The sequence below is a fragment of the Thermogemmatispora onikobensis genome (genome assembly GCF_001748285.1).
In the GTDB taxonomy this organism is placed as follows: Bacteria; Chloroflexota; Ktedonobacteria; order Ktedonobacterales; family Ktedonobacteraceae; genus Thermogemmatispora; species Thermogemmatispora onikobensis.
The window spans coordinates 204,813-218,065 of record NZ_BDGT01000006.1; the positions used below are offsets into that span (position 1 = coordinate 204,813).

The 13,253-nt window shown below is 61.3% G+C and carries 8 protein-coding genes; 2 read left to right on the plus strand and 6 right to left on the minus strand.

The features are described from left to right. Nucleotides 1-4 precede the first annotated feature (4 nt). The 4 genes from BGC09_RS04755 to BGC09_RS04770 all read right to left on the minus strand — a co-directional run bounded on the left by BGC09_RS04755 (nt 5) and on the right by BGC09_RS04770 (nt 5,149). Nucleotides 5-1,384 carry an ATP-binding protein gene (locus tag BGC09_RS04755; protein ID WP_176728841.1) on the minus strand — a complete coding sequence of 460 codons (1,380 nt, stop codon included), beginning with the start codon at nt 1,382-1,384 and terminating at the stop codon, nt 5-7. Continuing rightward, a complete protein-coding gene (locus BGC09_RS04760; protein ID WP_069802610.1) occupies nt 1,381-2,370 on the minus strand; it encodes a class I SAM-dependent methyltransferase in 990 nt (329 codons plus the stop codon). The genes BGC09_RS04755 and BGC09_RS04760 overlap by 4 nt, the downstream gene beginning before the upstream one ends. Further along, nucleotides 2,367-2,975 (minus strand): hypothetical protein, encoded by a 609-nt coding sequence (locus BGC09_RS04765; RefSeq protein ID WP_069802612.1) that lies wholly within the window; start codon nt 2,973-2,975, stop codon nt 2,367-2,369. The genes BGC09_RS04760 and BGC09_RS04765 overlap by 4 nt, the downstream gene beginning before the upstream one ends. Nucleotides 2,976-3,625: 650 nt before the next feature. Next, nucleotides 3,626-5,149 carry a helix-turn-helix transcriptional regulator gene (locus BGC09_RS04770; protein ID WP_069802613.1) on the minus strand — a complete coding sequence of 508 codons (1,524 nt, stop codon included), beginning with the start codon at nt 5,147-5,149 and terminating at the stop codon, nt 3,626-3,628. 833 nt (nt 5,150-5,982) lie between these two features. On the opposite strand from BGC09_RS04770, the gene BGC09_RS04775 reads away from it, so the two are divergent. Further along, nucleotides 5,983-6,396 carry a hypothetical protein gene (locus BGC09_RS04775; protein ID WP_069802615.1) on the plus strand — a complete coding sequence of 138 codons (414 nt, stop codon included), beginning with the start codon at nt 5,983-5,985 and terminating at the stop codon, nt 6,394-6,396. Here the strand turns inward: BGC09_RS04775 and BGC09_RS04780 are convergent. Further along, complete coding sequence (locus tag BGC09_RS04780; RefSeq protein ID WP_069802616.1) at nt 6,365-8,074, minus strand: DUF2357 domain-containing protein; 1,710 nt, start codon at nt 8,072-8,074, stop codon at nt 6,365-6,367. The genes BGC09_RS04775 and BGC09_RS04780 overlap by 32 nt on opposite strands. After that, nucleotides 8,049-9,494 carry an McrB family protein gene (locus BGC09_RS04785; RefSeq protein ID WP_069802618.1) on the minus strand — a complete coding sequence of 482 codons (1,446 nt, stop codon included), beginning with the start codon at nt 9,492-9,494 and terminating at the stop codon, nt 8,049-8,051. Before BGC09_RS04785 ends, BGC09_RS04780 begins: the two co-directional genes overlap by 26 nt. A gap of 187 nt (nt 9,495-9,681) precedes the next feature. Here BGC09_RS04785 and BGC09_RS04790 point away from each other — a divergent pair. After that, on the plus strand, nt 9,682-13,253 hold a 3,572-nt coding region (locus tag BGC09_RS04790), incomplete at its 3' end, for a DEAD/DEAH box helicase (RefSeq protein WP_141727641.1).

Sequence of the window (13,253 nt, forward strand, 5' to 3'; positions counted from 1 at the left end):
TATGTTACTCCTTTCCTTGTTCTTGGGCGAGGATCTCACGCTCCAGAGCCTGCAGGGCTGCCTGCCAGTCTGAAGCCTGCTCGCCCAGGGCGGCCTGGAGATCCTGGTCCTGCTGGAGAGCGGCCACCACCTGCAGGCTTACGGCCTGTGGTTCCTGGTGCAGGGATGCCAGCACGCTGGGCATCTGCTCTACTCGCCGCGTTGGTTCCTCGCCCAGGAGACGATAGGCGAGCTGATCGGCCAGGGAACGAATGCGTTCGGGGCCGCTGGCTCGCGCTGTCAGGCGCTCCTGGAAGGCGGCCAGCCAGCGCAGGATCTCCCGCCAGCGGGCCGGAGCTTCTTCCTGCCAGAGGACCTGCAGCAGGTGGCGGACCGGTGCGACGACGACATAGCCGGCGCGCTCGAACTGCCAGCGCAGGGCGTGAGTGCGAGCGGCGAGCTGCTGTGGCAGGAAGAAATAGGCAAAGGGATCGCTTTGTCTCCATTCGGGGACAAACTGCTCGATGAGGTCCTGCAGCAGCATGGCGGTGAAGCGGCGCGGCACGGCGAGCAAGCGCAGCAGGGTTTCGACGGCGGGCCGCTCCGCCGGCGGCAGCGCGCCCAAGACGCCGTGCCGGAGGACGCGCTCGGTGAGCTGCTCCAGCAGCCGGGTCCGGTCTGCTGGCTGACGGGGGACAAGCGTCCCGTCGCGCAGGGCGTCGGCGAGCACGACCAGGGCCAGCGGGTAGCCGGCAGCCCAGGTCAGGGCGAGGGCTCGCGCCTCGGGGGCGAGCGTCGGCGCGTGGCGGTCGAGCAAGAGGGCGCTGCTGACGCGGTCGAGTGGCCCGAGCTCCAGGGGAAGGACTGGGCGATTCAGCACGGTTTGCCAGGACCAGGGGAGCGACCCAGCCGCCGTCTGCACCAGGAGCAGGGGGGTCTCCTTTCCTAATGCATCGAGCAGCGCCACCAGCCAGCGCAGCTGCGAGGCATTGCCGATCTCCACGTCGTCCAGCAGCAAGACGGCGGCTCCCTGCTGGTGCACGAGAAGGCGAAGTCTGGGGATGAGCTGAGCCAGACCCGGGGTGGTGTGATCCGGTGTTGGGTCGTGCCTCTCTCCAGGGGAGGGGGAAAGGGGTGGCGACGGCAGGTCTGATAGCAGCTGGCTGGCGACGGCATCGATGTGCGCTCCTGGTCGTACCGTGCCCCAGAGGACTGGCAGTCCGAGCGCGTGGGCCTGTTGCTGGACCTGGAGCAGCAGGGTGGTCTTGCCGATGCCGGCTACGCCAGACAGGTGCACGATTGGCCACGGCTGACCCTGCTTGACGCGCGACTGCCTGAGTGCTTGCAGGACCGTCGAGATCTGGCGCTGTTCGTCCTCGCGATTGATGACCGGCTTTGTGTTCATGGCCATTGGTCTCCTGCTTCTCTCTCCTGTGAGCTGTGACCAGGACAGGACGCGGTCAGCGTGCGCCTCTGGCTCTGGTCTCCTGGTCTCTCCGGCCCGGGCGCACACCCCCAGGCGGTCAGCAGGGGCCAGAGGGCACAGAAGTCCTCCTGTTGCATCTCGGCCACTGCCTGCTGATACAGGCGCTCCAGCTCCGCCCAAGCGGCCAGGCCCATGCGTTCCAGGAAGGGCAGGACCAGCTCCAGCCCGATGAGAAAGTCCTTGAAGACCGGGTAGTGTCTGGAGGTCCCCATCGACCACTCGATGACGGTGGGCCGCAGGCCTACGTTGAGGAAGCCGGCCTGCCGCAGCAGCCGCGGCAGCCGTGGCGTGATGCCGATGTGTCTCCCATCCACTGAGCAACTCTGGCCGGCTCTCCAGAGGGCCTCGGTCCCCAAAGCCATCAGCCGCTCGAAAGCTGGACTGGTCGTCAGGGGCTCCTCCATCTCGGTCAGGCGCAGGAAGCCGCCCGGCCTGAGCAGGCGGCGGCACTCGACGAGCAACCGCGGCCAGGCCGCCGGCAGCATGAAGCCCCACAGCAGCCGCCCGTTGATCAGGTCGAAGGAGCCGTCCTCGAAGGCCAGCGGCTCCATGACATCCATGACCTGGAAGTGGACGTTGTCCAGGCCCCGTGAGCGGGCCTGAGTGGTGGCATACTCGACGACCGCCAGGCTGAGGTCAACGCCGATCAGGGTGGCCCGCGGGAAGCAGAAGGCCAGTTCCAGCAGCCAGCCGCCCGGGCCACAGGCCAGGTCGAGGACGCGGCCCGTCTCAGGGAGGCTGATCTCCTCCTCGGGCAACAGGCCGCCCAGCGTCTCGGTGAGCAGACGATCCTGCTGCATGAGGCGGGCCAGCTCCCCAGGGTTCTCCGCGTCTATGATGTAGGTCGAGCGTCCGCGCTGCCGGCGGAAGGAACTCGGACGAGACGGGTCATCCAGCGCACTCATGGGTGTCTCCTTTCTGGGGTGGCAGGGCGCAGGGGCCAGGCCGACCCCACGGGCAGCAGGGGCAGGCGACCCGCTCGCTCGGCCTCAAGCGCCTGCCGGATGAGGGGGGCATGGCCGAGAAAGAGCGGGTGCCGCTCCGGAGCGGTTACGAGGAGCATCTCCAGACCCAGGACCTTGCTGGCAGGACCGGGCCGGGCGGCGTTGACCTGGAGCAGGTCCAGCCCGATGGCGAAACGGGCATCATGCTCACGAAGCGGCATGGCATGCACCTCCATCGGGCTGGGGTGGCTCGCAGGCGCTCCAGGTCTGTGGCTGGCGGGGGCCCCTGCCGCGCTGAGTTCAAGCTCGGGAGCAAGCGGGGCGAGATAGTGATTATTACTCAGAGTGCGATACAGGGCATGGTGCTGGTAATTGAGCCGCTGGTCTTCCAGGGGATCTTTGGGTAAGATATAGGGAACATCAGCCAGATACTGGCGCTGCGTGAGGAGAGGTGAACCCTCTGGAGAGATGTGAGTGGTGGCTGTCACCGGAGTAGCCGGGCCTGGCGTGAGGGCCACACGGACCCGGGCGTGACGGCCTGCGAGCAGCTTATGTAGTAGGCCCATAGCGGGTCTCCTTCCTTATTTCTTTGGCAAGGATGATCTGCCTCTCGCCCCTGATGGACAGTTGACAATCGTTGCCCACATCGGGACAGAGACGTGCTGCAGGATCTAGCGTTTCCTCATGACACTGGCTGATATCATGGCCGCCTTCGCTTGCCGGATGTAGGGCAGGCGAAGAGCATACTTGTATCGATCATCGCCGTTGATAGATCGTGCTGGAATCCAACGGATTTCCACCAGTGTGCTATTGAAAAGAAGTATAGAAGGTGAAATTAAAAATAACATCCAAAGTGGATGCTCAGTGAGTAATCATGTTGTTCCTTGCTTGCTGTCACTGTTGCTCTTAGAAGAGAAAGCTAGCGGGGGAAATGAAAAGCAAGCTTATCTGACTCTTGCGGCGCTGATAATGAAAGGAGATGTGCCGCTTCCTATTGTTTCAGCAAGCAGGCTGCTTATGTAGAACAAGCTGATTGTTCGCTTAGGGAGGGCAGTGAAAGCAGTTATAGGTTGCGAAGACGGGGTTACTAAGTGTTTCCCTCTTTTTCAGGGCTGGAGATATGAGGATGTGAAGATACGGGAAGGAAACAAAAGAGCAGCATACTACAGGTCAGGTATGCTGCTCGGGGGACAGGCATACGATGTTGGCGATGGACTCAGGTGAGGGTGAGCAGCTCGCGCAGCTCGCGCAGGCGCTGCTCGCCGGGGAAGGCGGCGCAGAGGGCGATGTAGGCCTGGCGAGCCTCGGCTAGGCGCTGCTGGCTCTGGAGCTGCCTGGCGCCGGCGAGGCCGGCCTGCCATTTCTCCAGGCACCAGTCGAGCCGGCGTGGCTGGTCGTCGCGGCTGGCTTCGATCAGGACGGCCAGCAAGAGGGCTTCCGCGCGGCCAAGAGGCGTCACCGTTCCCTGTTGATAGTGCTGCTCGATCTGCTCGCAGGCTGCTAATGCTTCCTGCGACAAACCTAACTCCCTATGCATGTAGGCATCGTCGAGCAGCAGATCGCTCAAAATAAAGTCTACCCATGTGGGAACTGGTTCTGTCTGGGCAAAGAATGCCTCATATGCCTGCTTCAGAAAGCGAAGGGCTTCATCTTTTTGCGCGGTTGTTGCTGCAAGATCTATGGCTAATTCTCCATAGCAGCGGGTATAGAAAATAGGAGCCACTGGATCACTGGCAGGCTGAGCGACTGAAGCCTCCTTCTGCCGGTCGCGTCGATCTCGCTCCTCGAGTAAATACCGTGCCCGTTGTGAAGCCTCCAACGCTTGCTTGTAGCGATGGCCATAGTAATGAGAGGTGGCTTGACGCCCGAGTGCTGTTACTTGCAGTGCAAGGTTGCCGGCTATGCTGCTGAACGCTTCGGCCTGCTGGGCATAAGCCACTCCCTGGGCTGGGGTGCTCAGGTGCCAGGCCAGCCGTGAACGCAACAGGAAGCCCTGGGCTGCTAGCTCGGCGGCGGCCTGACTCTGTTTGGGTGGGGCGGTTCTGGCCAGAGCCTGCAGGGTGGGCAGATAGGCGGCAACCGCCTGTTCAGCTAAGGCCAGCTCGCCCTGCCGACGCAACTGCCAGCAGGCGGCCAGGCCGGCGGCACACTGCTTCAAGATATCTTCGGTGAGGGCCGGCCCCTTCATAGCAGGGCCGGCCTGTGACAGACCCAACAATTCAATCGGCGCCAGGGCGAGCAGGCGCAGCGTCTCGCGCCGGGTTAACTCGTTCTGGTTCATAGCGTCCTTCTCCAGTTCGGTGCATAAGAGGATCTGGAGCTGCTGATAGTGGGAGTCGCTGGCGGGCCAGCGCCAGACGAGGCCCAGCAGCCGCAGGGGCAGGCACTGCAGGCGGGCAGCGGCCAGGGCGTCGGCCTCGGCAGGAGGAGAAGGAAGCGGCCCCGGCTCGACCTGGAGAGGCTCGCTGGTGGGAGGGGCCGGAGCGGGCAGGGGCAGGGAGAGGCCCAGCTCCTCATCGCGGAAGCCCAGCTCGGCGGGGGAGAGCGCGAAGAGCTGGCAGAGCTTGCGCAGGTGCAGGGGCTGGGGGACATCGCCGGCGCGCTCCCAGCGGCAGACGGTGGCCTTGCTGACGCCGACGGCCTCGGCGACTTCTTCGAGAGTGAGCAGGCGGGCACGGCGCGCACGGATCAGGGCCTGGCGGAGCGGGCCTGCTCCCTCTGAGTCCTGGCTCTGGTGCATTGCTTCTCCTTCCTTTCCACTCTAGCAGTGCTGTGTCAGAGGTACCCTGGTGGGCACCTGTCTGCTTCTCCTTGTCTTGATATTTCTCCCTGTTTCACTGGGAGATTCCCGCTCTCTGGACGAAAGCAAACGAGCATAACAGCGGCACAGGGAGAAACAGACCCGCTGGCTCCTCTTCTATCAACAGAAGAAGCGTTAGGAGCTGACTGGGCCTCTCTCCAACAGGCTAACAGTTATTGAGATAGCATCTGCTTCTCTTAAAAGAGTATAGATGAAAAGACAGGCAAAACTGGAGACAGTTTATACTCATTTCCGTGACACTGCGTTCCTTGTTCCTTCTTGTTTCCTGGAGAAACCTCACCGGGGAAACTGAATGTAACGCTCTCTATTGAGTTGAGATAACAGGAAATCGAGCGATTTGGGGTGACGATCGCCTCCCGATTCGAACCAGCTTATCTTGAGCGAAACAGCCTCTCACCTCGTGTCTGCAGCCTTCTTCTCATGCCCACTCAGATAGCAAGTGAGCAATTGGAACTGTTCCTTGCCGGTAGCGGCAGCGCCTGTTTGCTCACCTGATCCCCCCTGAAGCAAAGAGTTTTAGGGGAACAACAGCATCCACCTATAAATATCGTAACATACTCTAAGGCACCTGTCTACTCTAGAAATATGAAGAGTATTATACTGTAATATCTGGTGTAATGGTGTGCACTCCGTGCCAACCCTGCGCGGCAGTGCTCCCGGTCTCGCCCGCGAGCACAAATCGAGAGATCGAGCCGCTCGCTGCCTACACCTCCCTCGCTCCTTCCCTGGCATCTCTGGAGAATCCGCCAAACATGGGACATGATTCATCTATCTCTGGCGTTCAGATTCTCGGCGCCTCGCCCTCGCAGACTGAGGTCACCAACGCCCTCATTGCCACCCCTGACGGCCCGGCGTCCCCCTCGACCTGGCAATGGCTCTTTGAACTGCGAGCCTTACCGCCCGAAGAGCGCCTGATCAAGGCCCGGGTCCTGCAACCGACCTGGGCCGAAGCAGAGATCGACCCCTGGGCTGCCTCCAAAGGCGAAGTACAGATCGCCATCCTGGATGTGGCCCATGCGGCGATCGGTGCCTTCCCCTGGCGCGAGGTATTGCCCCGTATCCAGTGCCCCATGTTGCTGATCACCGGTGATCCCTCCCTGGCTCGCCTCTCTGCTGACCGATCGCTGACTCCTCTCACAACTGGGCAGCCGTCAGCAACTCGTTAAGCCGGGCCCGAATGGCCGCTACCCGTCGCTCTGCCTGCCCCGGGATGAGTGGAAAAGCCCTGATGTGTCCATCATCCTCCTCTTGCAATTCTGTGCCCGGGTAGAGGATAGAAGCACTGGTCACAATCCGTTTGCGCTGAAGCTGAACATTGCCAGAAGTACGCCTCAAATACTGGTATCTGATATTGATGCGATAACTGAGCATCTTATTGATATCTTGCTCCTTAGCATAGTACTGGCCGCTGGGTGAGCGCTGCCAGCGATATTTCGCATCGAATACCAGCACACGCCACGGCTCGCCCTGGCGATAGACTTCGATAGCCATATCGGGCGTCAGCGGGCCGCCGCTGGAGAGCGTCGAGACCAGCGCCGGGTCTGTTCCCACCGTTGAGGCATGAGGATAGTACGGCTCGTACTTAAAGACCACCTCTCGATCGCCTTTGACCAGCGCAATACTGGCCACGTTCTTGCGAACCTCGAATTCGAAATAGCGCTTCTCGACCTCGTAGAAGGTCGTATTCGAAACCAGGCGATAGCCACGCTCTTCCAGCAGCTCGACAGCCAGGTGGGTGATCGTAAAAACGCTCCACATCTCGTACAGTTCGCTCACTTTACGCTGGCCCAGCTCGTTGACGTAGCGCTCGGTGTTGACAACCATCAGACGCTGCTGAAACTGCAGATAGAGCTGAAAGAAGCGGCTGTAGGCGGGATGCTTTAAGAGGACCTGGGTGGCTTTGCCGGGCAAGGCTGCTGCCTGTACCGTCTTGAGAAACGGCTCGCTGCTCCAGAAAAGACAGCGCTGTCGCATCTGCTGGCACTCAGCGATCACGCGCCGTAGACGCTCTAGCAGAGCGCGGTCCTCCTCATTGTGGTAGCGCTGGTAGAGGGCCGCTCGACGTTCGGCCTCGGCCTTGGCCCGCTCCTCGATCAGGCTGAGCCTGGCCGGCAGTTGACGCTGCAAAAAGTGCTTGAGCAGGCGATTCTCATACACGTCGTAGGAGAGCTGACTCTCCTGCAGCTGCCACTCCTGCGGGAGATAGCGCACGTGCCCATAGGGACGCCGTAGCGCTGGCAGCTCCAGACAGGGACCCGGCAGCGGCTGGGCCTCACCGCTCAAGCGCGCCACAGCCTGCCAGTCGCCAGAGCGCGCCGCCGGCTGCAACCTGGAATGTGGCCGACGGCGGATCTGCAGCAGCACGGGACCTAGCTTCTCCACCAGGCCACGAATTTGCTTATAGTCATGAACAGGTGAGGTCTCCTCCAGGCGGCGCCCAAAGGCGGCCCGCTCAACGGCGGGAGAGAGCAAGCGAAACCACAGATCCAGTGAGAGCGCTGCCAGCTCGCTCTTCATCTGCTCATACAGACGCTGGGTAAGCTTCTGGGGAAAGACACGCAGCCAGGCCGTGCGCGGCGCAACGCCGGGAGCGTGGACTGTCAGGCGATAGAGGCCAGCGTAATGCTCGGGACGCCACTGCCAGAGGCCATAATGCTCGGTGTGTAACGGCACCTCGTCGATCACAATGCTGATGGGGTGCGGCGCTGAGGACGTCACCTTGATGTAACAGACACGATATTCAGAGAGATTGAGCGCTGCATTGTCATTGTCGGGGGCAAAGCTGAGGGGCTGACCGTTGATCGTCAGCCAGGCGCCATCAACGCCAGAAGCTGGTGTAGCCATCGCGTTTCAACCTGCTTTTCATCTCCCCCAAACGCTGGTGGGAGCGCGGCAACCGCTGATCGCGCGTCAGAGCCAGCAACTCATCCAGCACCCCCTCGATAACCTCTGTTCCCCGCACGCGCGGCAAAATGCGCTGCTTGATCTGCAGATCCAGCGCCACCTCTGGCTCCAACAAACCAGCGCTGTTGGCCAGGTACAGCTCGATCTCACGGACAACACGGTAGCCTATGCCGATCTCAACTCGGTTGAGAATGGCATTGATCGCCTGCAGCAGCTCACGATAGCGGGTGTCCGGCTGCTGAGCTTTGTAGCTCTGCCAGGTGAGGGCTGAGAGCGGCACGGGGTCCGGCGGGACCGTGGGCTGCGGAATCTTGTCCAGATCGATCGAGAAAAATTCGATGGTGTTGGCGCGGTCCAGCACCTTATCGCTGATGGGCTGGGTGGTCTCATCGACGTTGACAGTGCCAGTAAAGAGCAAGTTGGGCGCCAGTTGCAGCTCTGCCGGTACCGTCAGCGGCTGCCCCTGCCCCTTCAGCTCCTCGTAGAGGCGCCGGCTGACCAGGGTGATGCGTCGGTCGGCGGGACGCTCCTCTTCAAAGGCGCTGAGAAATTGCGAAAAGTAGTATTCGACATGCGCCAGGTTCATCTCATCCAGACAGAAGAAATAGAGCTCCTGCTCGTGTTCACTGGCCTCCAGCAGGAAGTCAAGGGCCGGCTCACTGATATAGCTGCCGCTCAAGGTATTGAAATACCCAAGCAAGTAGCGGTCATCGTTCCAGTTGGGGCGCACGGCCAGCCGTAGATAGCGCTCGCGCGGTACCCCCAGGGCCTCCGCATAGAGCTGCGTCAGCTTCGATTTGCCCGTCCCCGAAAGACCGGCGAGGATCACGAAAGGGCGCGTCTTCAGGCAGATGTGATAGTTATAGAGCGTTTCCTGATCGAAGTAGTAGCCTCGCGCCGAGATATAGCTGTGGATATGCTTGAGCAGAGCCTGCTCTTCTAGTCTTGATCCTCCCATCGATCCAGTAATAGCCTCCCAATCTGCTTTTGATAATGGAAAGAGAAAAATAGGACTGTAATCGTATTGCGGCGCTTCTTCCGCTACTAACGCCTTCCGGGGCGGTCTGCTCTGTGAGCTGGTCTGGTAGGTAGTGCCGTTCAATGCGTCAAGGTCAGCGGGGTGGTTATAGCGTTCTGTCACGGCGAGCGTGGCCGTCTGCGCGGGGCTGTTGACGGAGATGACGCTCAGGACCACAGGCAGCACGCCCGGTGAGGAACCTTGCTGCGCCACCAGGCAGCGATCGCCAACCTGCAGGCTGGGAGGTGGAGTCAGCTGGATCGTCAAGCGCGCCTGCCCGGCTGTGATGGCCTGCAGATAGCTACTTGTCCTGGGCAAAGAAAGCAGGAAGTACCTGGCCATGCAGTGTAGTGCCTCACCGGCTGAAGCTGTTAACGTTAGACCCCTTCGACACTAAGTGAACCATGCTAGCCCTATTCTAGGTCAGCGCTAGAGTCAACGTCAAGTGGAACGGTCATACCAGGCAGTCTTTGCTGCGAGGAGACTTGCAGCTTATAATAGGTGCTACAGGCAAGCTCTCCGGGAGGCCATGATGAACATCTTCGAGCTGCGCGAGCATCTGATCGGCGACTACGCTGCCTATGTCCGAAGCTTTCTCCAGATTCGCGATCCCCAGATTCGCGACTATGTCACGCAGGAATTTGAGCGTGGACTGCTCTGGCCGGAGCCGCTCATCCAGCTCAATCCGCGCTTCCAGCCTGGGGCCACCATCGACGAGCTGGTTGCTGAGGGCCTACTCCATCCCGACTGTGCCCGTATTTTCCGCCGCGGCAAGTCGAGCCAGGAGCCGGCGGGTTATCCGCTGCAGCTCTACCGTCACCAGGACGAAGCGATCCGCCTGGCTATCCAGGGCCACAGCTATGTCCTCACCACGGGCACAGGCTCTGGCAAAAGCCTGGCCTACATCATTCCGATCGTCAACTATGTCCTGCAGCATCCTGGCCAGCCGGGCATCAAGGCCATCGTCGTCTACCCGATGAACGCCCTGGCCAACAGCCAGAAGGGAGAGCTAGAGAAATACCTCGGCCTGGGCGCCGGCGAGCATGGAGTACGCTTTCGACGCTATACCGGCCAGGAGACTGCCGACGAGCGACGTGAAATTATTGCAAATCCCCCCGACATCTTGCTAACCAACTACGTGATGCTAGAGCTGATCATGACGCGCCTGCACGAGCGCCCGTTGTTGGATGCCGCCAGGCTGCGTTTTCTGGTGCTCGATGAGCTGCATACCTATCGCGGGCGCCAGGGGGCCGACGTCGCCCTGCTCGTGCGCCGCGTACGCGATAGGCTGACGCCGCCCGGCGAGACCCTCCAATGCATCGGCACCTCGGCCACGCTCATCAGCGACGAGGGGCAGGAGAATCAGCAGCGCAAGATCGCCGAGATGGCCTCTCTGATCTTCGGCACCCCCATTCGGCCCGAGCACGTCATCGGCGAGACTCTGGAGCGCGTGACCGAGGAGGTCGATACCTCTACGCCGACCTTCCGCGAGCGCCTGAGCGCCTGTGTCCGTGATCCCGAAGGCAGGCCGCCTGAGCGCTATGAGGAATTTCTTCGCGATCCTCTGGCCATCTGGCTGGAAGAGACGTTTGGCATCACGAAGCACGAGCGCGGCTATGTACGCTCCCAACCGCGCCGCATTGCCGGCGAGGGCGAGAGCGCGGCGGCCCTCCTGGCACAGCTGACCGGTGCTTCACCAGAGATCTGCGCCGACAAGATTAAAGCCTGGCTGCTTGCGGGCTATGAGCAGGTGCGCGATCCCAATACTGGCATTCCTCCTTTCGCTTTCCGGCTGCATCAATTCATCAGCAAAGGCGATACTGTCTATGCCTCGCTCGCCTATCCCCACGAGCGCCATCTGACGCTCCAGCCCCAGCAATATGTGCCTGGCAGCCGTGATCAGCTGCTCTTTCCGCTGGTCTTCTGCCGCCAGTGTGGCCAGGAGTATTATTGTGTGCGCTGGCTGAATGACCAGACGCTGATCGCGCGCGATATCCAGGATCAATACGAAGAAGAGGATGATGCTGGGAGCGAGACGGATAGCGGTGGCAGCCGCAGCCGCAAAGCGGGGAAGGCTGGGCGTAGTGGCCAGATCGGCTTTCTCTATCTGAGCCAGGAAGGCGCCTGGCCTGTTGACAGGGGTGAGATCGAGGAGCGTCTGCCGGGGGACCTGAAGGAAGTGGTCAATGGTCGGGAGCGCGTCATTTCCTCTGCCCGTCGCTCGGTTCCGCTGCCGCTTTATCTGCGGCCCGATGGCACCCTGGCCCAGCATGAGGGCGAGGGCCTGCTCTGCCACTTCATTCCGACGCCCTTCCGCTTCTGCCTGCGCTGCAAGGTCACCTATAGCGCTTCTCAGCGCAACGATTTTTTCAAGCTGGCCTCCCTCAGCTCGGAAGGGCGCAGCACGGCGACCACCCTGCTCTCGCTCTCGACCATTCTCCATCTGCGCGAAGGTGACCGTCAGGGTCAGGCTGGCAACCAGCCCGAAGGCCGGCGTATGCCCGCCAAACTGCTCAGTTTCACTGATAATCGTCAGGACGCTTCACTGCAGGCCGGGCACTTCAACGATTTCGTCGAGATGGTCCTCTTACGGGCGGCGCTCTATAAAGCAGTCAAGCGCGCTGGTAAGGCAGGTCTCCCGCACGATGACCTGACCCTCCGCGTCTTCGAGGCCCTCGAACTGCAACGGACGCAGTATGCTGCCAGCAGCGAGGAGGCCTATACCCCCTACAGCATCCGTCTCAAAACCGACGAGGCCCTGCGTAACGTCCTCGGCTACCGCCTCTATCGCGATCTCCAGCGCGGCTGGCGTATTACCTCTCCCAACCTGGAGGAGTGCGGCCTGCTGATCATCGACTATCCCGATCTGCCCGATGTCTGCAAGGAGACAGCGCTCTGGCAAGAGAGTCATCCAGCTTTGCAGGCTGCCTCATCCGAAGTGCGTCAGAGGCTCTGTCGTACACTGCTCGACGAGTTGCGCCGCGGCCTGGCTATCAAAGTGAATTATCTGGACCCCCATTTTCAGGAGAAGATCAAGCAGCAGAGCAGTCAATACCTGGTCCCGCCCTGGGGACTGGATGAAGATGAGGAGCTGCTCTATGCCAGCCGCGTCTTTGCCCACCCGCGCAGCCGGACCCATGAACGTGAGTCCGTCAGCAATCGCTATCTGTCTGGCCTGAGTCGCTTCGGGCGCTACGTGCGACAGGAGTTAATATCGGCTCTGGGTTCCAGTCTGCAATTGACAGTCGAAGACCGGCAGCAGATTATTCGCCAATTGCTGGCTGGTCTCTGCAAGGCCGGCCTCGTCGAGGCCGTCACGGAGGACGAGCGTGGGATGGGGCGCGGCTATCAGCTTTCCGCCGCAGCCATGCGCTGGCTCCCCGGCGATGGTCGCATACCCTACCATGATCCGCTGCGCATTCTGGAGCTATCGCAGGATCAGGCTATGCCTGTCAACTCCTTCTTTGTCAACTTCTATCAACGCTGTGCCGAAGATATTCGCGCCCTGCAGCAGATCCAGGCTCAGGAGCACACTGCCCAGGTACCAGCAGCGCGGCGCCAGGAGCGCGAGGAGGCCTTTCGCCGGGCCGAGCTGCCGATCCTCTACTGCTCGCCCACGATGGAGCTGGGGATCGACATTGCTGATCTGAACGTTGTCAATCTGCGCAACATCCCACCAACGCCTGCCAACTACGCCCAGCGCAGTGGGCGCGCCGGACGTAGCGGCCAGCCAGCTCTGATCATCTCCTACTGCTCGACTGGCAGCTCGCACGATCAATACTTTTTCCGCCATCCCGAGGAGATGGTCAAGGGGGCGGTGACGCCGCCGCGTATCGACCTGACCAACGAAGACCTGATTCGGGCCCATATACACGCTATCTGGCTTGCCGAGACGGGCCTCTCACTGGGTCAATCGCTCAAAGACCTGCTGGACCTCTCCGGCGATCCGCCGGCCCTGACCATTCAGGCTCACGTGCGTCAGTCGCTGGAAGATGGGCAGGCCCGAGAGAGAGCACGGGCGCGGGCGGCGCGGGTCTTGGAGACCCTGCGCAGCGACCTGGCAGAGGCACGCTGGTATAGCGAGAACTGGCTCGATGAGGA